Here is a 20,714-nt window from a genome sequence, read left to right on the forward strand (position 1 = left end):
TAAAAGAAGATAGAAGAATTCCTGAAAGAGGATAGGGAGGAAGACAAGTGCTGAAAAAATTTGGCTTGGCTGCAATGCTAATTGGGCTTCTTGTAGTAATGACAGGGTGCTTTAACATTGAGGAACCAATTACAAGAGATAGTGAAGGGATATGGAATTCGTATTTTGTGTATCCGTTATCTTGGTTGATCATATATGTTGCAGAGTTATTTAATGAGAACTATGGACTAGCAATCATTATAGTAACGATTCTAATTCGATTGGTTTTACTACCATTAATGATTAAGCAGACGAAGAGTGCGAAGGCGATGCAGGCAATCCAACCTGAAATGGCTAAGCTTCGTGAAAAATACAGTGCAAAAGACCAAAAGACACAACAACAATTGCAAAAAGAAATGATGGAAATGTTCCAAACTAAAGGAGTTAATCCTTTAGCAGGCTGTTTGCCGTTATTTGTTCAAATGCCAATTCTACTTGCTTTCTACCACGCGATCATGCGAACAGATGAAATTGGAGGTCATAATTTCCTTTGGTTTGCTTTAGGTGAGCCTGATCCAATTTTTGTTTTACCAATCGTTGCTGGGATCACAACTTTTATTCAACAAAAGATGATGATGGTTACAGATAATCCGCAAATGAAAGTATTACTATATGTAATGCCAATTATGATTTTTGTGTTCGCCATTTTCTTCCCAACTGCATTAACCTTGTATTGGGTTGTTGGTAACATATTCATGATTACTCAGACTTATTTTATTACTGGTCCAAATGTTGGTAAGGATAAGGTACCTAAAGAAACTGGAGGCAAGAAAAAGTGAAGAAGCTAACTGTTTCAGGTAAAACAATTGAAGAGGCTATTACTAAAGCATTAATTGAGCTTGATACGGTAAGAGATAAGATCACTTACGATGTTGTTGAAGAGCCAAAAAAAGGGCTATTTGGCCTTTTTGGCTCAAAGCCTGCTGTTGTAAATGTCGTTGTTCTACCTGACCCGGTTGAAAAAGCTTATTCGTTTCTACTAGAGACTTTAACCCATATTGGAATTGATTCAAGCATTACAAAGCAGGAAGAGGGACAAACGGTTAAATTCGATCTCACTTCAAATGGTGAAGCTGCTCGGTTAATTGGTAAAAGAGGTCAAACGCTTGAAGCATTAGAGTATTTGACCAATGTAGTTGCTAATAGAGAGGCAGAGTCATACCTTAAAGTAGAACTTGATACTGAAAATTACCGTGAACGCCGGAAACAGATTCTTGAGAAATTGGCAATCCGGGTAGCGAAGCAAGTCAAAGTGACACGAGTTCCGACTCCGTTAGAACCAATGAATTCAAGTGAGCGTAAACTGATCCATTCCACACTGCAACGTTTTGCTGGAATCCGAACGGTTTCAGAGGGGAAAGGAATAAAGAGACATATTGTGATTACTCCTGCTTCAAAAAAGTCTCATTAAGACTTTCTGTTGAGGGTGTTCCAAAAGGTAGATGACCTTTTGGAACACCCTCTTTTGTGATTCGTATTTATTGGTTGATTATGCTATTCTAATACTTTAATAATGATGGCTATAGTAACTAATAGTTAAGGTGATAATAAAGATTATATAATATAGTATATATTGGGTTTATAAGAGAGGTGAGTATGGTGGAATTTGATACAATAGCTGCGATATCAACAGCACTTGGTGAAGGAGCAATTGGAATAGTGCGATTAAGTGGGGATCAGGCTGTTGAAATTGCAGATCTCATTTATAAAGGGAAAGACAAGTTAGAGTCCGTTCCTTCCCATACAATTGTTTATGGGTATATTACTGATCCGAGAACGAATGAACGGATCGAAGAAGCAATGATTTCTATTATGAGAGCACCTAAAACCTTTACTAGAGAAGATGTTGTCGAGATTAACTGTCACGGTGGAATTTTATCCGTTAATCGTGTCTTACAGCTTGCCTTAAGAAATGGAGCTCGTTTAGCTGAGCCGGGTGAATTCACGAAACGTGCCTTTTTAAATGGTCGAATTGATCTCTCGCAGGCTGAAGGGGTAATGGATCTCATTCGTGCGAAAACAGACCGTGCGATGGATGTTGCTCTGAACCAGGTTGAAGGCCGTTTATCTAACCAAATTAGATTATTAAGACAGGCACTACTTGAAACTGTTGCACATGTTGAGGTCAATATTGACTATCCTGAATACGATGCTGAAACGATGACGCATCATATTTTAAAGGAGAAGGCAGAGTATGTGCTTAAGGAAATTGATAAATTATTAACAACAGCTTCTCAAGGGAAAATTCTCAGAGAAGGAATATCAACAGTTATTATCGGTCGCCCGAATGTCGGTAAGTCTTCTTTGTTAAATAGTCTTGTCCATGAAAATAAGGCTATTGTTACGGATGTTCCTGGGACAACTAGGGATGTAATTGAAGAGTATGTGAATGTAAGAGGGGTACCGTTAAAGCTAGTCGATACAGCTGGTATTAGAGAAACTGAGGATATTGTAGAACGAATTGGTGTTGAACGCTCGAGGCAAGTATTAAAGGAAGCTGATCTTATCTTACTTGTTCTCAATTATGGTGAAGTACTATCAGAGGAAGATCGTGCTTTATTTGAAGTAGTAAAAGATATGAACGTTATTGTCATTGTCAATAAGACTGATATTGAGCAGAGGATTGATCTAGATGCTGTGAGAGAGTTAGCGAAAACGCGCCCGCTCGTTACAACATCGCTCCTACTTGATGAAGGGATTGATCAATTAGAGCAAGCAATTGCTGATTTGTTCTTTGAAGGAGATATTGAAGGTGGCGATTTAACCTATGTGTCGAATACGCGTCATATTGCTTTACTAGAGCAGGCTAGCTCGACGATTAAGGATTCTCTTGAAGCGATTGACATGGGCGTACCTATCGACCTCGTGCAGATCGATATAACAAGAACGTGGGAGCTACTTGGCGAAATCATTGGTGACAGTGTACATGAAAGTTTAATTGACCAATTGTTTTCACAATTCTGCCTAGGGAAGTAATGAAAAAAAGGAGGTTAAAAAGATGAATTATCAAGGCGGAGAATTTGATGTTGTGGTCATTGGTGCTGGCCATGCTGGTGTTGAAGCTGGACTTGCTGCAGCGCGTATGGGTGCTAACACATTAATGCTTACTTTGAATCTAGATGCTGTAGCATATATGCCATGTAACCCTTCAGTAGGTGGACCGGCTAAAGGGATTGTTGTTCGTGAGATTGATGCATTAGGTGGCGAAATGGGTAGGAATATTGATAAAACTCATATCCAAATGAGAATGCTTAATACTGGTAAAGGGCCTGCAGTTCGGGCGTTACGTGCACAGGCAGATAAGTTTCTCTATCAAAATGAAATGAAGAAAACGATTGAGGAGCAAGAAAATTTGCTTCTGAGACAAGGAATGGTCGATCGTCTTATAGTGGAAGATGGTGTATGTAAAGGGGTAATAACAAACACAGGAGCTGAGTATCGCTCAAAAACAGTCATTGTTACAACTGGAACATATCTTAGAGGGAAAATTATTCTAGGAGAGCTTGCGTACGAAAGTGGGCCAAATAATATGCAAGCATCTGTTAAATTATCGGATCATCTAAAGGAGCTAGGTTTTTCTATTGTGCGCTTCAAAACAGGAACGCCTCCTCGTGTGAATGCAAGCAGTATTGATTATTCACAAACAGAGATCCAACCAGGGGATGACCAGCCTCGTGCGTTTTCATTTGAAACGGTTAAATTCATTACAGATCAGTTGCCTTGCTGGCTAACATACACAGGTGAGGAAACGCACACAATTATTAACAATAATCTAAGTCGTTCTCCAATGTATTCTGGTGTTATTGAAGGAACAGGACCGAGATACTGCCCATCAATTGAAGATAAAATTGTTCGATTCAATGATAAACCGCGTCACCAAATTTTCCTTGAACCAGAAGGGCGTAATACGTCTGAGGTTTATGTTCAAGGATTATCAACTAGTTTACCTGAGGAAGTCCAACTTGAGATCCTAAAATCAATTCCAGGCTTACAAGATGTGAAAATGATGCGGCCAGGATATGCGATTGAGTACGATGCCGTTGTTCCGACTCAATTGTGGCCAACGCTTGAGACAAAATTAATTGAAGGTTTATTCACAGCAGGTCAAATAAATGGAACATCTGGTTATGAAGAGGCAGCTGGTCAAGGGATTATGGCTGGAATTAACGCAGCTCGAAAAGCTCAAGGTAATGAAGGAATTATTTTAGATCGATCAGAGGCATATATTGGTGTTCTTATTGATGATCTCATTACGAAAGGGACAAATGAACCTTATCGTTTACTAACTTCTAGAGCTGAGTATCGTCTTCTGCTTCGTCATGATAACGCAGATTTAAGATTAACTGAAATCGGACATGAAATTGGAATGATCCCACAGGAACGCTATGAACGCTTTATTTTGAAGAAGAATCAAATTGAGCAAGAAAAGAAGCGGCTAGAAGGAATTATTATTAAGCCGTCAGAGCATGTAGCAGAAGTATTAGCTGCAGCAGGGTCTACACCATTGCAAGAAGCGATCAGAGCAACCTTGCTTTTGAAGCGTCCTGAGATGACTTATGCTGATATTGCTAAAATAGTAGAAGCTCCAGAAGAGGCTATTAATGAAGAAGTTGCAGAGCAAGTAGAAATTCAAGTGAAATATGAAGGTTATATTGAAAAACAGCTTCAACAAGTTGAACGTTCTAAGAAGATGGAAAACAAAAAATTACCAGAAGATCTCGATTATATGGCTATTAGTGGGTTAGCATCAGAGGCTAGACAAAAATTAAGTCAAGTTCGGCCGCTTTCGGTAGGTCAGGCATCGAGAGTATCTGGAGTGAATCCAGCTGATATTTCGATTTTGCTAGTGTATTTGGAGCAGGGGAAATTAGCCAAAATTCAATAAGAAAAGTGGAGATTGTCCATGTCAAAACAACAATTTATCCCTTTATTAAGGGAAAAAGGCATTGAATTAACAGAGAAACAGGAACACCAGTTCGATTTGTACTTTAACATTCTAGTTGAATGGAACGAGAAGATGAATCTAACTGCAATTACGAATGAAGATGATGTTTATTTAAAACATTTTTATGACTCAATCTCTGCCGCATTTCATTATCCTTTTAAAGCCGGACAAAGGGTTATTGATGTCGGTGCGGGGGCAGGCTTTCCTAGTATTCCAATTAAAATCATCTATCCTGAGCTAGAAGTAAGTATTGTTGATTCGTTAAACAAACGGATATCATTTTTAGAACATCTCGCTTCCTCATTACAATTAAAAAATGTCTTTTTCCATCATGATCGTGCTGAAACTTTTGGACAAAATAAGCAGCATCGTGAAGCATATGATATTGTAACTGCTAGAGCTGTTGCTAGAATGTCAGTGCTCTCAGAGCTTTGCTTACCGCTTGTTAAGGTGGGTGGTGACTTTTTGGCAATGAAAGCTGCAGGTACACCAAATGAACTTGAGGATGCGAGTAAAGCAATTACTCTTCTAGGTGGGAAGATAGTCTCTGACAATGCATTTACGTTGCCGATTGAAGAAAGCGAAAGGCATATCGTTCATCTGCATAAAGAGAAAGCAACGCCAAAAAAATACCCAAGAAAGCCGGGTACCCCAAATAAGCTACCATTGTAAGTTATGTTTCACGTGAAACATAACTTCTTTTTTCTAAAGCATTTAACATAGTTTCTGAAGACCAATTATATTAATTTTATCTGTTAATTAAGGAATATTACTTGACGCTAATGGCATTGCAGGATATAAAAGAAATAGGGATAATAGAAGGACTTTCGTAGTGTGTGTCGAAATCAGTAAGACGGTTACTATCAGAAGGTGGTGTCAGACGATGAAGCAACCGTTTTCTCGCTTTTTTGGCTTGAACGATAAACAAGCCGAGGTAGAACAAAGTGAAAACGACGAAATAGAAGTGGTAAGCGAAAACGAAGAAATTAATGATAATGAAGAAGTTAGAGAAGTATTAATTTCTGAAATTGTACCGAATCGTTTCCAGCCTCGTACTGTATTTGACGAGGAACGCATACAGGAACTCGCACAAACGATTCGTACTCATGGGGTAATTCAGCCGATAGTCGTGAGAGAACGTGATGGTAAGTTTGAGATTATTGCTGGTGAAAGAAGATGGCGAGCGGTTACATTGCTTGGTTGGGAAACAATCCCTGCACTAATAAAAGATTATAATGACTCCCAAACAGCTTCAATTGCATTAATTGAAAACTTACAAAGAGAAGGGTTAACTGCGATTGAAGAAGCGATTGCGTACGCAAAGTTAATTGAGTTACATGGCTTAACACAGGAGAGCCTAGCTCAAAGATTAGGAAAAGGACAATCAACTGTCGCAAATAAGTTGCGATTGTTACATCTTCCTGATTTAGTTCAGCAAGCAATCATGGAACGCAAAATCTCAGAACGCCATGCCCGGGCATTGCTTTCACTAAAGGATGAAGTCGTCCAGACAAAGCTTTTAGAAGAAATTATTGAAAAGCATCTTAATGTTAAGCAAACAGAGGAACGGATTAGACAGATTTTAGAAGGTCAACAAGGCCAAAAGAAAAAAGTAGCAACGCGTAAGTCTTATTCTAAGGATATGCGTATTGCTATGAATACAATTAGACAGTCCGTCGATATGGTTTTAAAAAGTGGTTTACATGTAGATACAGATGAAGAAGAGCATGATGAATTTTATCAATTTACTATTCGAATTCCTAAAAAATAATCTATCAATTGTGATAGATTATTTTTTTCTATCAAATTATTTACGCAGTTACACAACTTTCTAAAAACGTGAAACGAAAATTGTGTTAAAATAAAAGACGAATTGCAGTTAGGACGGAAAGTAGGTGACAGTGTGGGGAGAATCATCTCTGTAGCAAATCAAAAGGGTGGTGTCGGAAAAACGACAACCGCTGTTAATTTAAGTGCTTGTTTAGCACATATTGGCAAGAAGGTTCTGCTTGTTGACATTGATCCACAAGGGAATGCAACAAGTGGTGTAGGGATAGAGAAAGGCGATGTTGATGAGTGTGTCTATGATGTCTTAGTTGAGGATGTTGAACCAAGACAAGTTATAAAGAAATCAGCATTAGAAGGTTTAGATGTTTTGCCTTCTACGATTCAATTATCAGGAGCTGAAATTGAATTAGTACCGACCATTTCCAGAGAAGTACGATTAAAAAGAGCCTTGGCAACTGTTTCTGATGATTATGATTTTATATTTATAGATTGTCCACCATCACTGGGGCTACTAACGATTAATGCGTTAACCGCTTCAGATTCGGTGTTGATACCGGTACAGTGTGAGTATTATGCATTAGAAGGTTTAAGCCAATTATTAAATACAGTACGATTAGTACAAAAACATTTAAATACAAATCTTGCTATTGAAGGTGTTTTGTTAACGATGCTAGATGCTCGAACGAATTTAGGAATTCAAGTTATTGAAGAAGTTAAGAAATATTTCCGTGAGAAGGTATTTGATACAATTATTCCACGTAATGTACGTTTGGGAGAAGCACCGAGTCACGGGAAACCAATCATAACGTATGATCCTAAATCAAGAGGGGCAGAGGTTTACGTAGATTTAGCAAAGGAAGTGGTGACGAGTGGCGAAAGGGTTAGGTAAAGGATTACAAGCATTTTTTCCTGATCATACAGATGAAATGGAAGATAAAGTAGAACAGTTATCTGTCTCTGAATTACGATCAAATCCATATCAGCCTCGTAAAACTTTTTCTGAAGAAGCAATTAAAGAATTATCAGACTCTATTCGTGAGCATGGTATTCTTCAACCGATCATTGCTCGGAAAACCATTAAAGGCTATGAAATTGTCGTTGGAGAAAGACGTTTTCGTGCAGCGAAAGAAGCTGGATTAACTGCCGTTCCTGTGGTTGTTAAAGAATTAGATGAACAAAAAATGATGGAATTGGCATTAATCGAAAATCTTCAAAGAGAAGATTTAAATCCAATTGAAGAAGCTGTGGCTTATGAAAAATTAATGAGCCATCTCAAGGTTACACAGGAACAGCTATCAAAAAGGGTTGGTAAAAGCCGTCCGCATATTGCGAATCATTTACGATTATTGCAATTACCAAATGTTGTTCAACAATTTATCTCTGACGGAAAATTATCAATGGGACATGGACGAGCTCTGCTTGGACTAAAAGAAAAACAGAAACTCTCCATCTTACTTGAGAAAGTTTTGCAAGAGAAATTAAGTGTTCGTGAAGTTGAAGCACTAGTAAATCAATTAAATGAACATGTTCCACGTGAAACAAAACGAAAGAAAATTGTGTTATCGCCTTTCCTGAAAGAACGTCAGGATGTTCTGAGATCTAGACTTGGAACTTCGGTGCTGATTAAGCCAGGAAAGAAAAAAGGAAAGATAGAAATAGATTATTTCTCTGATGATGATTTAGAGCGTATCGTTCAGATGTTAGAAGCTAATCAATAATAATCTAATCAAAAAAGTCATCACTATCGATCGTTATAGCGATGACTTTTTTTTGCTGAAATGAGATTAGGAGGGGAGTAGTAGCGTATGATTTACTTTGATCACGCAGCATCTTCGTTTCCAAAGCCAAAAGCTGTGGCACAGGCTATGCATGAAGCAGTAGACACGTACAGTGCGAATCCAGGTAGGGGTGGACACGTTCTTGCGGAAAAAGCCCGCTTAGCTATTGATGAAACGAGGAAAAAGCTAGCAAATCTTTTTGGAGCAGCAAGTAGCAAGAATGTATGGTTCTATCAAAATGCAACAATGGCTATTAATCAAGCACTAATTGGTTTTCCATTTGAAAGTGGGGATCATGTTATTACAACGATGTTTGAGCATAACTCAATCTTAAGACCACTTGAAAAACTGATAAGGGAAAAAGGGATTAAAGTTACATATGTCGAGCCGAATGAAGAAGGAATGATCACTCCTGACGTCTTTTTAGCTGAAGTAACGGACCGAACAAAAATGTTTGCAGTCACACATGCCTCCAATGTAACTGGAGCCATATTCCCAATTAAGGAGCTTGCTAAGGTTGCTACGAAGAATAGTATTGTAGTAGTAGTAGACGCCTCTCAAACAGCTGGGACTCTGCCAATTGATATAGAGAAAGATGGAATTGACCTATTAGCCTTCGCAGGTCATAAATCATTATTAGGTCCTCAAGGAACTGGTGTCCTTATAAGTAAGCAGGATTATAACCTTGAACCACTTATTGTAGGAGGTACTGGCAGTTATTCTGAATTACCGCATCAACCATTATCATGGCCTGATCGGTATGAAGCCGGGACGTTGAATACACCAGGGATTGTCGGGCTTTCAGCAGGTATTGATGAAATTAATCGAAAAGGGATATCGTCAATTTATGAGCATGAGCAGCAGCTAGTGAAAACATTTTTAGAACAAAGTGAATTAATTGAAGGTTTGACTGTTTACGGGCCAAGGAATCTATTAGAACGCGTTGCTGTTATTTCGTTTAAGCTTGATGGAATCGATAGTCATGAGGTGGCGATGATTCTTGATGACCATTATCAAATTGCAGTTCGTGCTGGACTTCACTGTTCACCGAAAATACATCAATCAATGAAGACAATAGATACAGGTCTTATTCGAGTTAGCTTCGGACCGTATAATACACTTGATGAAGTGAGTAAATTAATTCAGGCATTAAAAGAAATAGAAGCAGCATTTTAGCGAGGAGATCGAGAACATGGTTTTGACTGGAACAATTGTGAATGGACTGGCAATCATTCTAGCTTCACTCATAGGTCTACTAGTTAGACGAATTCCTGAGCAAATGAAGCAAACCATCATGCAGGCAATTGCCCTTGCAGTCATTGTCTTAGGTATTGGAATGGCATTAGAGAGCGACCAATTTTTAATTGTGATTGCGAGTCTTGTAATAGGTGGAATTATAGGAGAAAAGGTTAATATTGAAGGTGGATTAAATAGAGTAGGGGTATGGCTTGAACGACGCCTTGGTGCCAAGGAAGAAGGATCAATTGCAAAAGCCTTTGTTACGACAACTCTTATTTATGTTGTCGGTGCTATGGCCATTCTTGGTGCACTTGATAGTGGTTTACGAGGAGATCATGCCGTTCTTTATACGAAATCAATGCTAGATGGGTTTTCAGCAATTATCTTCACATCAACATTAGGTATTGGAGTAATTTTTTCAGCTATTCCAGTTATGCTATATCAAGGTGGAATTGCCTTACTTGCTACTCAGATCAATCAATTTGTACCTGAAGTAGTAATGAGTTCATTTATAACAGAAATGACAGCTACAGGTGGGGTATTGATTATTGCAATTGGATTGAATATTGCGGGTCTATTACAGGTTAGGGTTGCCAATCTACTACCTAGTATTGCTATTGTTGCTGTAATGGTAACTGCTTTACACTTTTTTTCTTAATATAATAAATAGAGAGGCTCGGACGCAACAAAAGTGTCTGACTGAAATTCGGAATAAAGCATTTATTTAGCGGATGAAATATACGTAGACTCCTGCGGGATGCAAAAGCAAGCCAAAGGTGAGACCCCACAGGCGAAGCCGAGGAGGCTCACCGGCTTCCCGCGGAAAGCGAAGTATATTTCAGGAGCGGCGTCCGCAAGCTATCTATCTTGGTTCGGGTTTTAAGTCAGTTCAGACTTTTGTCCCGGCCTCTTTTTTGTTATAGTGGTGTCTCTTTTTTTGATTGAAAGAGAAGCTGAGGTTTCACTTTGAGCTTTTGTAATAAGGTAGGGGCACTTGTTTCTTTCATTGGAAGATTAAGATCTGCCTTTTTAATAGATTCAGCAATGATATCAGCCATTGTCATAACAGTATGAAGTCTTGTGTTTTGTAAGACAAAGTATTCCATCATTCCACCGATATTTACAATGCCAGTCATATGAATGTCACCAATTGCCGGCAGTTGCTTCTGAACGGCCGCTCCTGGCTGGATAGGGCCATGGGCGAGTGAAATATGCCCGACACTCGTTAAACGTCCTAGACACGCATCAATCGCTAAAATGAATGGACGGAAGTGTGTGCGCTTAATTTCCTCTAAACGTTCAACCATATTGACGGCGTGAACCGGGTGCTCTAACGTTCCATATACATGGAACCGATTTAGGCTCATCTGTTCTAGTTTGGTTCCTATTAGAGGACCCAATGAATCCCCCGTTGAACGATCTGTTCCAATACAAATAATAACTAAATCGCGTCTGACATAATATTCTGTCATTTCATACAATAGTTCAGCCAGCTTCTCTGTTACGCAAGAATCATCCATATGAATCCGTAAATGATCTTTTTTACCGAACAGACGATGGTTTGTACTCATAACATCGCCTCCTTTGCCATAGTAGTAACAGTATACGGAACTTTTTTCCTTTCTATACATAGAGAGTGAAGAAAGGGAGAATGAGGAGAGGATTTGTATGTGGGGAAACGGGTTGAAATGGATGTTTCTTATAATTGGAACAATGATTGGAGCAGGATATGCATCAGGGCGTGAATTATGGGAGTTTTTTGGTTCAGAAAGCGGACTAGCAATCATTTTGTTTGCTATTTTATTTTCTATTTGTTGTACGGTTATTTTAACGATTAGCGCTAATAAAAAGTCAACTCATTATCTTCCGGTGCTACAGGCAATTATGGGGGAACGCCTTTCTCGAATTTATGATTTTATGATTATCATTTATCTATTTTCAGTAACTGTAATTATGCTTGCAGGGGGTGGGGCGACCCTTGAAGTTGTACATGTACCATATTGGCTAGGTACCGTTATTATAGGTGGGATGGTCGTTTTATTATTTTTATGGGACACAAAAGGCATGACGTCAATGAATGCTTTTATTATTCCTATCTTAATTGTCTTTTTATTAGGTGTGTTAATCGCCTTTCAATCTTTACAAGGCTTTCCAATAGAATTTCGGTTTGATAACCAAAGCAATTGGCCCGCAGCATTAACTTTTACAGCTTTGAATATATTGCCGCTCATTGCAGTACTTGGTGCGATCGGTAACGAAATTAAACATAAAGGGGAAATATGGATTGCGAGTATAGGTAGTGGTATTATATTAGGTGGTATCTCCTATTTATATAATGAATCATTGCTTCAAGTTGCTGGAGATATTATGCTCTATGAGATTCCACTATTTGCGATATTAAAGCACTATCCGTATTTTATGGTACTTATTATGTCTGCATTATTATGGTTAGCCATCTATACAACAGCCGCTTCTGGAGTGTTTGGTTTATTATCTAGAACAAGAGAGTGGATTAAAGGACCAGCATGGATGATTGCATTGCTTCTAATCAGTATCATGGCGCCACTAACAACGATAGGTTTCTCTACATTAGTTTCGGTTCTATATCCATTGTATGGAGTCCTTAACCTCTATGTTCTTGCATCCCTTTTGTTATATCCAATAATTCATCGGCGTTCTGCTATGAAATAATTCCATCTCTAACGAGGTTTCATGTATAATATAAAATGAGAAAAGGAGGTACATGACATGACAGATAAAGAGTTTGCCCTAAATGATGTTGTAGAAATGAAGAAGCAGCATCCTTGTGGTGTGAATCGATGGCAGATCATTCGAATGGGTATGGACGTGAGAATTAAGTGCCAAGGTTGCCAGCATAGTGTCATGCTCCCTCGTAAAGAATTTGCGAAAAAAATGAAGAAAATTATTGAGAGTCAAGCAAATGTGTAAGACTTTAGGTAAAAACATTCCAATAGGGAGTCTGCTATGAATATTTATAGTGGACTTCCTATCATGTGTTGAAGCTGATTGCAGCTTGTCTTTTTTTTAGGGAATCACTATAATTAGTAACGACATTAGGAATGAATACATGCTGAGCGTAAACGGACAAGCATGTTTGAATATAAAAAAGGAAGTGAACGCATGGCTTTAACTACTGGAATTGTAGGATTACCAAACGTTGGGAAATCTACATTATTTAATGCGATAACACAAGCAGGAGCTGAATCTGCAAATTACCCATTCTGTACAATTGATCCGAATGTAGGAATTGTTGAAGTACCAGATGAAAGATTAAGAAAATTAACAGAGCTAGTTTCTCCGAAGAAAACCATTCCGACTGCTTTTGAATTCACTGATATTGCTGGGATTGTAGAAGGTGCTAGTAAAGGAGAAGGGCTCGGGAATAAATTCTTATCTCATATTAGACAAGTTGATGCTATTTCACACGTTGTTCGATGCTTTGCTGATGATAACATTACACATGTCGCTGGTGGGGTAAATCCTTTACGTGATATTGAAGTAATTAACCTTGAGTTAATCCTAGCTGACTTTGAAACAGTAGATAAGCGACTAGCTCGCGTTGCCAAGCTTGCAAAAGCAAAGGACAAGGATGCGATAGCTGAATTAGAAGTTTTAGAACTTCTCCGTGATGCATTTGAGAATGAAAAGCCTGCTAGAAGTATTGACTTTACAGAAGATCAAGAGAAGATTGTCAAGCAGTTTCATCTATTAACAAGTAAGCCAGTCTTATATGTTGCCAATGTAAGTGAAGATGATTTAATGGCATCAGAAGATAATGACTATGTAAAGCAAGTGAAAGAATTTGCCGCAGCTGAAAATAGTGAAGTCATCTTAATCTGTGCCAAGATTGAATCTGAGATTGCAGAGCTTGAAGGTGAAGAAAAAGAAATGTTCTTAGAAGAGCTAGGAATAGAGGAGTCAGGGCTAGACCAACTGATTCGTGCAGCCTATAATCTTCTTGGCTTACAAACTTACTTCACTGCAGGTGTTCAAGAAGTGAGAGCATGGACATTCCGTAAAGGAACAAAAGCACCACAAGCCGCAGGAATCATTCATACTGACTTTGAACGAGGCTTCATCCGTGCCGAAATCGTCTCATACGAAGACCTAGTTGATGCAGGGTCAATGAACGTAGCAAAGGAAAAAGGAAAAGTCCGCTTAGAAGGAAAAGAATACATCGTTCAAGACGGAGATGTTATTCACTTCAGATTTAACGTATAATCAATAGAAAAGATCTTAAAGCTTGTAGGCAACGTCTCCATAACGAGGGACTGTCGACAAGCTTTTTTGATCTTTAATTCCCAGGAAAAATTTGTAGTGATTTGATTCCAATTTCACCTCTTACAAAGCGGACGGGATGGGAGCTCTCATCTTGGCTTCTTACCTTTTGACTTTGCTATTACGCGGAAGAGAGGAAGTTTATACACTATAACCACATGAACTTCACCAAACACCAACAATCTTCTTGCGTGCCAAGTATCGATCTGTTATAATCTACTAATGTGAGTAAAATGACTCATCTGATGAGTTTTATTCCTTGCTCCAATAAGGAGCCGTTAGACCAAAAGGAGGTGGACCGGAATGCGTAAGTACGAAATTATGTACATCATCGCTCCAAACCTAGAAGAGGCAGCTACTAAAGAAGTTGTAGAACGTTTTAATAATGTTCTTACTACTAATGGTGCTGAAATCGAAAAGGTGAACGAGATGGGTAAGCGCCGTTTAGCATACGAAATCAACGATTTTCGTGAAGGTTTCTACGTATTGTTAAATGTACAAGCTAGCTCAGAAGCGATTGCAGAATTTAACCGTCTTATTAAGATCAACGATAATGTTATTCGTGTTCTTGTAACAAAAGACGAAGAATAATTAAATGAAAGTGGGAGGGGTATGAATGCTTAATCGTGTCGTGCTTGTTGGACGCTTAACGCGTGACCCAGAACTACGTTACACACCAAATGGAGTGGCAGTAACAAATTTTACCCTTGCGGTAAACCGAACATTTTCAAATAAGCAGGGTGAACGCGAGGCTGATTTCATCAATTGTGTCGTCTGGCAAAAACCAGCTGAAAATGTAGCTAATTACTTGAAAAAAGGTAGTTTAGCAGGTGTTGACGGCCGAATTCAAACTAGAAGCTATGACAACAATGAAGGTCGAAAAGTCTTTATTACTGAAGTTGTAGCGGAAAGTGTTCAATTCCTTGAGCCACGTGGTGCAAACTCAGGGCAAGGAAATGAATCATATGGTGGACCTAGTTCAATGGGGAATAACGATTACGGAAAGCAGCAGAACCGCTCATCTGGTAGTTTCAATAATGACCCATTTGCAAATGATGGGAAGCCAATTGATATTTCAGATGATGATTTGCCGTTCTAAAATCCTCTCTTGCTTATAATGAAAATGTGATGAATATACGAATACAAATAGAAAAGAAAGGAGTGCTGCTCAATGGCTCGTCGTGGTCGTCCAAAACGTCGTAAGGTTTGTTTCTTTACTGTAAACAAGATTACGAAAATCGATTATAAAGACACTGATCTTCTGAAGCGTTTCATTTCAGAGCGTGGAAAAATTCTTCCTCGCCGTGTAACTGGAACATCTGCAAAATATCAACGTCAACTAACTATTGCAATTAAGCGTGCTCGTCAAATCGCTCTATTGCCATATGTAAATGATGTTAACTAATAAGTAAAAATATAAAACACAGCCATCGTGCTGTGTTTTTATTTTTTGAATAACAGGCTGGGACATAACTAAAGTGTCTAACTGAAATACTGAACAAGGCAATACCTCAGGAGCGGTTTACTTCCGCCCACTATTATTGTTCGGATTTTCTTTTAGTAAATCACTTTTGTCCTAGCCTATTTTATTTTTTGAATAAACTCTCTGATTTCGAGCAATGCTTTAACTTTGAGGGCAATTGCGTTAAAATATAAAAGAATATCAAGAGTTGCATACACAACAAGAAAAAGAGGTGGATTTGTGAGAGAAACAAGAATGATAACAGAAGGGGCTGTCCTAGCCGCTATTGTTACAATAATTTTACTTCTCACGTTTTATGTCCCGGTTATTGGTTCGTTTACGATATGGGCACTGTCGTTGCCATTTACTGTATTTACATATCGAAAAGGTTTAAAAGCAGGCTTCATTTTGTTATTTGTTTCATGCTTTATTGCATTTGTTATAGGGATTGGTGGAGGGTTAGCAATTGTACCAACCTTCATGTTTGGTAGTGCAGGGTTAGTGATTGGTGAAATGCATCGTCGCGGAAAAAATGGTTTTTCTGTCTTGTTAGGAGCATCACTGCTATTCATTGTACATATCTTACTTTCATACATCGTTATGACCCTCGTATTAAATATCAATCCAATGCAATTAGCGATTGACTTAACAAAAGAACAAATGGAAATGACTGAATCAACGTTAGTTAGTTTTGGTCAAGAAGTAAATATTGAGGCATTTGAAGAAACATTAGATCTGCTTATTTATATGGCACCTGTTGTTATTGTAGGAACGGCTGTCACCTTAGCTTTAATTAGTACGTTATTAGGGTATTACGTATTAAGAAAACTAAGACATAAGGTACAAGCACTTCCCCCATTTCGAGAATGGCAATTTCCAAAGAGCTTTCTATGGTATTATTTAATTGTCATGATTCTTAGCTTTAGTGCTGTTGAAGAAGGATCGACACTATTTGTTATTGTTTGGAACCTGTTTCCACTATTAGAGGTAGTCTTAGCAGTTCAAGGGTTTTCCTTTATTTTCTTCTACTGTCATCAGAAGAAAATAGCGAAGGCAATACCTATTTTGTTAATCGTTGCGTCACTAGTGATCATGCCACTATTACATCTAGTTCGTGTTCTTGGAATTCTAGATTTAGGCTTTGGTTTGCGTAAGCGAATAGAGAGCCAGAAAAAATAGGAGTGACAATATGCCTAAGTTTTTAATGAAACGCTGGCATGGTCAACATGTCAATGCCTTGTTTATTATTTCAGCTATTTTTATTGGGATCTTGACAGGCTATCAATGGATAATTGGTGTTTTGGGTTTTCTTCTACTAGGGATTATAGCTATTTTCACGTATCAAGCGAAGGTAGCCTTCGAGAGAGATTTAGCTGAATATATTTCAACGCTCTCTTACCGAGTCACAAAGGCTGGAGAAGAGGCAGTTACGAAAATGCCAATTGGTATGATCTTATTTAATGAGGAACAAAAAATCCAATGGGCCAATCCATTTATTACGAATCTAATAGATGGAAATGTAATCGATAAGCATGTAAATGAAATAAGCGAGCAATTAATCGTGTTGCTTGAAAGTGATGAAGATGATGATATCATTACATTAGATGATAAATACTTCCAAGTCTCACTTGAACGAAATGAGCGACTTTTTTACCTTCAAGATGTCACAGGTGTTGAAGAGATGAAGGAACGTTACAAGCAATCACAAACGGTTGTAGCGTTTTTGTATCTTGATAACTATGATGAGGTGACTCAGGGCATCGATGATCAACTACGTGGACGATTAATGAGTATTGTAACAACCATCTTAAATGAATGGGCGACAGCTAATAGCATTTTCTTGAGAAGAACGGCTTCAGATCGTTTTATTGCGATTATGAATGCAAAAGCATTGAAAGAAATCGAAAAGCATCGCTTTGATATCTTAGATAAAATCCGAGAACTAACAGCTAAAGAAAAGGTAGCGATTACGTTGAGTGTAGGTGTTGGTACTGGTGAAGATTCAATCAGGGAACTAGGGAAAATTGCCCAATCAAGCTTGGATCTAGCTCTTGGCCGTGGTGGCGATCAAGTAGCCATTAAGAAGAAAAATGGTAAAGTACGCTTTTACGGTGGGAAATCAAATGCAATGGAAAAAAGAACTCGTGTTAGAGCAAGGGTTATCTCTCATGCGTTAAGAGATTTCGTACTTGAAAGTGAAAAAGTATTAATTATGGGCCACCAAAACCCAGATATGGATGCAATCGGTGCCTCTATTGGTGTAAGAAAGATAGCTGAGGTTAATGGAAAAGAGGGCTATATTGTCTTAGATCCAGATGAGATTAACCATGATGTCCAAAAGCTAATGGAAGAAATTGAAGAGCATGATTATTTATGGTCACAATTTATTACACCAGAAGAGGCGAAAGAGCAGATTACACCAGAAACATTGTTAATTATTGTTGATACTCATAAACCGTCTCTTGTAATCGAACCAGATCTATTAGAGTTAGTTGAACGGATTGTTGTTCTAGATCATCATCGCAGAGGGGAAGAGTTTATTGATGACCCTGTACTTGTTTATATGGAGCCATACGCGTCCTCCACAGCTGAGCTGGTGACAGAATTACTTGAGTATCAACCAAATAAGCTCAAAATGGATCGTCTAGAAGCGACAGCATTGCTTGCTGGTATTATTGTTGATACTAAAAGCTTTGCAGTAAGGACAGGTGCAAGGACGTTTGATGCTGCATCATTTCTGCGTTCAAACGGAGCAGATACGACATTAGTACAGAACTTATTAAAGGAAGATCTCGAACATTATATTAAACGATCTAAGCTGGTAGAGAGTGCTGAGCACTTTCTTGATGGCTATGCTATAGCAACAGGTAGTGAAGAGGATACGTATAGTCAGATGATTATTGCTCAGGCTGCAGATACATTGTTAAATATGAAGGATGTTGTTGCTTCTTTTGTTATTTCTAAGAGAAAAGATGGCATTGTCAGCATAAGTGCTCGTTCGCTGGGTGATGTTAATGTTCAAGTTATTATGGAACAGCTTCATGGCGGCGGACATCTTTCAAATGCAGCAACACAGCTTGAAGATATGACAATAATTGAAGCAAAGGAAAAGCTTCAAGAAACGATAACGAAGTGTGCAGGAGGGGAACAGTAGGATGAAAGTAATTTTTTTAGAAGATGTGAAAGGAAAAGGAAAAAAAGGCGAGGCCAAAAACGTTTCAGAGGGATATGCTCGTAACTATTTACTTCCAAATAATTTAGCAGTTGAGGCAACCTCTGGAAACATGAAAAATTTAGAAGCTCAGCAAAAGAGTAAGCAAAAAAAGACTGAAGAAGAATTAGACAAGGCTAAAGCCTATAAAGATGAGCTAGAAGCCTTAACAGTGGAAATTAAAGCAAAATCTGGCGAAGGTGGCCGATTATTTGGAGCTATTTCAACGAAGCAAATTGCGGAGACGTTGGCTAAAATGAAGAAAAAGGTAGATAAACGAAAAATCTTACTAGATCAACCAATTCGGGCACTTGGCTATACGAATGTTCCAATTAAGATTCATCCAGAAGTTATTGCAACAGTAAAAGTACATGTTGTGGAAGAATAGAATAGATTTAAGGAAATGGGTGACATATTCGGTCAATATTGGCTGAGTCACCCTTATTTTTTTCTATACCAACTTAGAAACTATCCTTTATAATAGGAGAATGAAAGAGAGAAAGGAGGGGTTGGCATGAGTGATTTATACGCAGACCGTACCCCACCTCAAAACATTGAGGCTGAACAGGCCGTTTTGGGGGCTATTTTTCTTGCAGATGAGGCTCTTGTAACTGCTTCTGAGCGTTTAATGCCAGAGGATTTTTATCGTGCTGCCCACCAACGTATCTACCAGGTTATGCTCGATCTAAATGAAAAGGGAGAGCCAGTGGATCTAATAACAGTTACATCTGAACTCCAAAATCGTAAGTGGCTTGATGATATCGGTGGTGTTCCTTATCTAAGTGATATTTCAAATGCTGTTCCAACAGCAGCAAATGCAGAGTATTATAGCAAAATCGTAGAAGAAAAATCGATTTTACGTCGACTGATTAAGGTAGCATCAACGATTGCCGCAGATGGTTATGCAAGCGAAGAAGAAGTAGATACAATTTTGACAGAAGCAGAGAAAACGATTCTGGATGTATCACAACGTAAAAATACTAGTGCCTTTATTTCGATAAAGGATGTATTAATAGAGACTTACGATAAAATTGAATTGCTGCAAAATCATAAAGGTGATATTACTGGAATTCCGACGGGCTTCATTGAATTAGATCAAATGACAGCAGGCTTCCAACGAAATGATCTTATTATCGTTGCTGCTCGTCCGTCTGTAGGTAAGACTGCATTTGCCTTAAATATCTCACAAAACGTGGCGACAAGAGCTGGAGAAAATGTTGCTATTTTTAGTTTAGAGATGGGGGCTAGCCAGCTGGTTCAGCGTATGCTTTGTGCAGAGGGGAATATTGATGCCCAGCGAATGAGGACAGGTGCTTTGAATGCGGAAGATTGGCAGAAGTTAACGATGGCAATGGGAAGCCTTGCAAAGGCAGGCATTTATATCGATGACACTCCAGGTATTAAAGTAAATGACATTCGTGCAAAATGCAGAAGATTGAAGCAGGAGCATGGGTTAGGAATGATCATGATTGATTATCTACAACTGATTCAAGGAAACGGAAAAAGCGGAGAGAACCGTCAGCAGGAGGTTTCGGAAATTTCGCGGACATTAAAGCAAATTGCCCGTGAACTTGAAGTACCTGTTATTGCCCTTTCTCAGCTTTCTCGTGGTGTTGAATCAAGACAGGACAAGCGTCCAATGATGTCTGATATTCGTGAATCAGGAAGTATTGAGCAGGATGCTGATATTGTTGCATTCCTATACCGTGATGACTACTATGACAAGGAAACAGAAAATCAAAACATCATTGAAATTATTATCGCGAAACAACGTAATGGTCCTGTTGGAACGGTTGAGTTGGCATTTGTGAAGGAATATAATAAGTTCGTCAATTTGGACAAGCGTCACGATGAACGTGACATGCCACCAGGAGCATGATCGATAAATAAAAGACTGCCTCATAGGGATAAAACCTTATGAGGCAGTTTTTTTTATAGCTAATAGTCGAACGA

General features: G+C 38.6%; 21 protein-coding genes. 20 read left to right on the forward strand and 1 reads right to left on the reverse strand.

Annotated elements, in window-relative coordinates:
- Positions 1-47 precede the first annotated feature (47 nt).
- The 10 genes from spoIIIJ to J7W16_RS15910 all read left to right on the forward strand — a co-directional run bounded on the left by spoIIIJ (position 48) and on the right by J7W16_RS15910 (position 10,447).
- Complete coding sequence (gene spoIIIJ / locus J7W16_RS15865) at positions 48-818, forward strand: YidC family membrane integrase SpoIIIJ (RefSeq protein WP_210598462.1); 771 nt, start codon at positions 48-50, stop codon at positions 816-818.
- Positions 815-1,450, forward strand: coding sequence for an RNA-binding cell elongation regulator Jag/EloR (gene jag / locus J7W16_RS22200; protein WP_210598463.1), 636 nt, complete (start codon positions 815-817; stop codon positions 1,448-1,450). Before spoIIIJ ends, jag begins: the two co-directional genes overlap by 4 nt.
- Positions 1,451-1,635: 185 nt before the next feature.
- Positions 1,636-3,015, forward strand: coding sequence for a tRNA uridine-5-carboxymethylaminomethyl(34) synthesis GTPase MnmE (mnmE, locus tag J7W16_RS15875; RefSeq protein ID WP_210598464.1), 1,380 nt, complete (start codon positions 1,636-1,638; stop codon positions 3,013-3,015).
- Between the two features lie 22 nt (positions 3,016-3,037).
- Positions 3,038-4,924: a tRNA uridine-5-carboxymethylaminomethyl(34) synthesis enzyme MnmG gene (gene mnmG, locus J7W16_RS15880; RefSeq protein ID WP_210598465.1), complete on the forward strand. Its 1,887-nt coding sequence runs from the start codon at positions 3,038-3,040 to the stop codon at positions 4,922-4,924.
- Positions 4,925-4,942: 18 nt separating this feature from the next.
- On the forward strand, positions 4,943-5,656 hold the full coding sequence (gene rsmG / locus J7W16_RS15885; protein ID WP_210598466.1) for a 16S rRNA (guanine(527)-N(7))-methyltransferase RsmG: 714 nt from the start codon (positions 4,943-4,945) through the stop codon (positions 5,654-5,656).
- 211 nt (positions 5,657-5,867) lie between these two features.
- On the forward strand, positions 5,868-6,755 hold the full coding sequence (noc, locus tag J7W16_RS15890) for a nucleoid occlusion protein (RefSeq protein ID WP_210598467.1): 888 nt from the start codon (positions 5,868-5,870) through the stop codon (positions 6,753-6,755).
- Between the two features lie 132 nt (positions 6,756-6,887).
- On the forward strand, positions 6,888-7,661 hold the full coding sequence (locus tag J7W16_RS15895; protein WP_210598468.1) for a ParA family protein: 774 nt from the start codon (positions 6,888-6,890) through the stop codon (positions 7,659-7,661).
- Positions 7,642-8,490, forward strand: a complete 849-nt coding sequence (locus J7W16_RS15900; protein WP_210598469.1) for a ParB/RepB/Spo0J family partition protein — start codon at positions 7,642-7,644, stop codon at positions 8,488-8,490. Before J7W16_RS15895 ends, J7W16_RS15900 begins: the two co-directional genes overlap by 20 nt.
- Before the next feature lie 87 nt (positions 8,491-8,577).
- On the forward strand, positions 8,578-9,726 hold the full coding sequence (locus tag J7W16_RS15905) for an aminotransferase class V-fold PLP-dependent enzyme (RefSeq protein WP_210598470.1): 1,149 nt from the start codon (positions 8,578-8,580) through the stop codon (positions 9,724-9,726).
- 16 nt (positions 9,727-9,742) lie between these two features.
- On the forward strand, positions 9,743-10,447 hold the full coding sequence (locus J7W16_RS15910; protein ID WP_210598471.1) for a DUF554 domain-containing protein: 705 nt from the start codon (positions 9,743-9,745) through the stop codon (positions 10,445-10,447).
- 259 nt (positions 10,448-10,706) lie between these two features.
- On the opposite strand, the gene yyaC is transcribed toward J7W16_RS15910, so the two are convergent.
- A complete protein-coding gene (gene yyaC / locus J7W16_RS15915) occupies positions 10,707-11,360 on the reverse strand; it encodes a spore protease YyaC (RefSeq protein ID WP_210598472.1) in 654 nt (217 codons plus the stop codon).
- A 97-nt stretch (positions 11,361-11,457) separates the two neighbouring features.
- On the opposite strand from yyaC, the gene J7W16_RS15920 reads away from it, so the two are divergent.
- The 10 genes from J7W16_RS15920 (at position 11,458) to dnaB (ending at position 20,640) form a co-directional block, all read left to right on the forward strand.
- On the forward strand, positions 11,458-12,480 hold the full coding sequence (locus J7W16_RS15920) for a YkvI family membrane protein (protein ID WP_210598473.1): 1,023 nt from the start codon (positions 11,458-11,460) through the stop codon (positions 12,478-12,480).
- A gap of 57 nt (positions 12,481-12,537) precedes the next feature.
- Positions 12,538-12,738, forward strand: coding sequence for a DUF951 domain-containing protein (locus J7W16_RS15925; RefSeq protein WP_210598474.1), 201 nt, complete (start codon positions 12,538-12,540; stop codon positions 12,736-12,738).
- Positions 12,739-12,930: 192 nt separating this feature from the next.
- Positions 12,931-14,031: a redox-regulated ATPase YchF gene (ychF, locus tag J7W16_RS15930; RefSeq protein WP_210598475.1), complete on the forward strand. Its 1,101-nt coding sequence runs from the start codon at positions 12,931-12,933 to the stop codon at positions 14,029-14,031.
- A gap of 360 nt (positions 14,032-14,391) precedes the next feature.
- Positions 14,392-14,679 carry a 30S ribosomal protein S6 gene (gene rpsF, locus J7W16_RS15935; protein WP_210598476.1) on the forward strand — a complete coding sequence of 96 codons (288 nt, stop codon included), beginning with the start codon at positions 14,392-14,394 and terminating at the stop codon, positions 14,677-14,679.
- A 25-nt stretch (positions 14,680-14,704) separates the two neighbouring features.
- Positions 14,705-15,187 carry a single-stranded DNA-binding protein gene (gene ssb / locus J7W16_RS15940; RefSeq protein ID WP_210598477.1) on the forward strand — a complete coding sequence of 161 codons (483 nt, stop codon included), beginning with the start codon at positions 14,705-14,707 and terminating at the stop codon, positions 15,185-15,187.
- Positions 15,188-15,259: 72 nt separating this feature from the next.
- Entirely contained in the window at positions 15,260-15,493 is a 234-nt protein-coding gene (gene rpsR / locus J7W16_RS15945) for a 30S ribosomal protein S18 (RefSeq protein WP_034628907.1), read from the forward strand.
- A 297-nt stretch (positions 15,494-15,790) separates the two neighbouring features.
- Positions 15,791-16,729 (forward strand): YybS family protein, encoded by a 939-nt coding sequence (locus J7W16_RS15950; RefSeq protein ID WP_210598478.1) that lies wholly within the window; start codon positions 15,791-15,793, stop codon positions 16,727-16,729.
- A 10-nt stretch (positions 16,730-16,739) separates the two neighbouring features.
- A complete protein-coding gene (locus J7W16_RS15955) occupies positions 16,740-18,704 on the forward strand; it encodes a DHH family phosphoesterase (RefSeq protein WP_210598479.1) in 1,965 nt (654 codons plus the stop codon).
- A gap of 1 nt (position 18,705) precedes the next feature.
- Positions 18,706-19,149: a 50S ribosomal protein L9 gene (rplI, locus tag J7W16_RS15960; RefSeq protein ID WP_210598480.1), complete on the forward strand. Its 444-nt coding sequence runs from the start codon at positions 18,706-18,708 to the stop codon at positions 19,147-19,149.
- A gap of 126 nt (positions 19,150-19,275) precedes the next feature.
- A complete protein-coding gene (gene dnaB / locus J7W16_RS15965; RefSeq protein WP_210598481.1) occupies positions 19,276-20,640 on the forward strand; it encodes a replicative DNA helicase in 1,365 nt (454 codons plus the stop codon).
- Positions 20,641-20,714: the final 74 nt, after the last annotated feature.

Origin of the sequence: Halalkalibacter suaedae, from assembly GCF_017939705.1 — a bacterium.
GTDB classification, from domain to species: domain Bacteria; phylum Bacillota; class Bacilli; order Bacillales; family Bacillaceae_D; genus Halalkalibacter; species Halalkalibacter suaedae.

Coding starts and splice junctions, on each gene's coding strand:
- mnmE (WP_210598464.1), top strand. CDS start 1,636: ATGGTGGAATTTGATACAATAGCTGCGATATCAACAGCACTTGGTGAA.
- mnmG (WP_210598465.1), top strand. CDS start 3,038: ATGAATTATCAAGGCGGAGAATTTGATGTTGTGGTCATTGGTGCTGGC.
- rsmG (WP_210598466.1), top strand. CDS start 4,943: ATGTCAAAACAACAATTTATCCCTTTATTAAGGGAAAAAGGCATTGAA.
- noc (WP_210598467.1), top strand. CDS start 5,868: ATGAAGCAACCGTTTTCTCGCTTTTTTGGCTTGAACGATAAACAAGCC.
- J7W16_RS15905 (WP_210598470.1), top strand. CDS start 8,578: ATGATTTACTTTGATCACGCAGCATCTTCGTTTCCAAAGCCAAAAGCT.
- J7W16_RS15910 (WP_210598471.1), top strand. CDS start 9,743: ATGGTTTTGACTGGAACAATTGTGAATGGACTGGCAATCATTCTAGCT.
- yyaC (WP_210598472.1), bottom strand. CDS start 11,360: ATGAGTACAAACCATCGTCTGTTCGGTAAAAAAGATCATTTACGGATT.
- J7W16_RS15920 (WP_210598473.1), top strand. CDS start 11,458: ATGTGGGGAAACGGGTTGAAATGGATGTTTCTTATAATTGGAACAATG.
- J7W16_RS15925 (WP_210598474.1), top strand. CDS start 12,538: ATGACAGATAAAGAGTTTGCCCTAAATGATGTTGTAGAAATGAAGAAG.
- ychF (WP_210598475.1), top strand. CDS start 12,931: ATGGCTTTAACTACTGGAATTGTAGGATTACCAAACGTTGGGAAATCT.
- rpsF (WP_210598476.1), top strand. CDS start 14,392: ATGCGTAAGTACGAAATTATGTACATCATCGCTCCAAACCTAGAAGAG.
- ssb (WP_210598477.1), top strand. CDS start 14,705: ATGCTTAATCGTGTCGTGCTTGTTGGACGCTTAACGCGTGACCCAGAA.
- rpsR (WP_034628907.1), top strand. CDS start 15,260: ATGGCTCGTCGTGGTCGTCCAAAACGTCGTAAGGTTTGTTTCTTTACT.
- J7W16_RS15955 (WP_210598479.1), top strand. CDS start 16,740: ATGCCTAAGTTTTTAATGAAACGCTGGCATGGTCAACATGTCAATGCC.
- rplI (WP_210598480.1), top strand. CDS start 18,706: ATGAAAGTAATTTTTTTAGAAGATGTGAAAGGAAAAGGAAAAAAAGGC.
- dnaB (WP_210598481.1), top strand. CDS start 19,276: ATGAGTGATTTATACGCAGACCGTACCCCACCTCAAAACATTGAGGCT.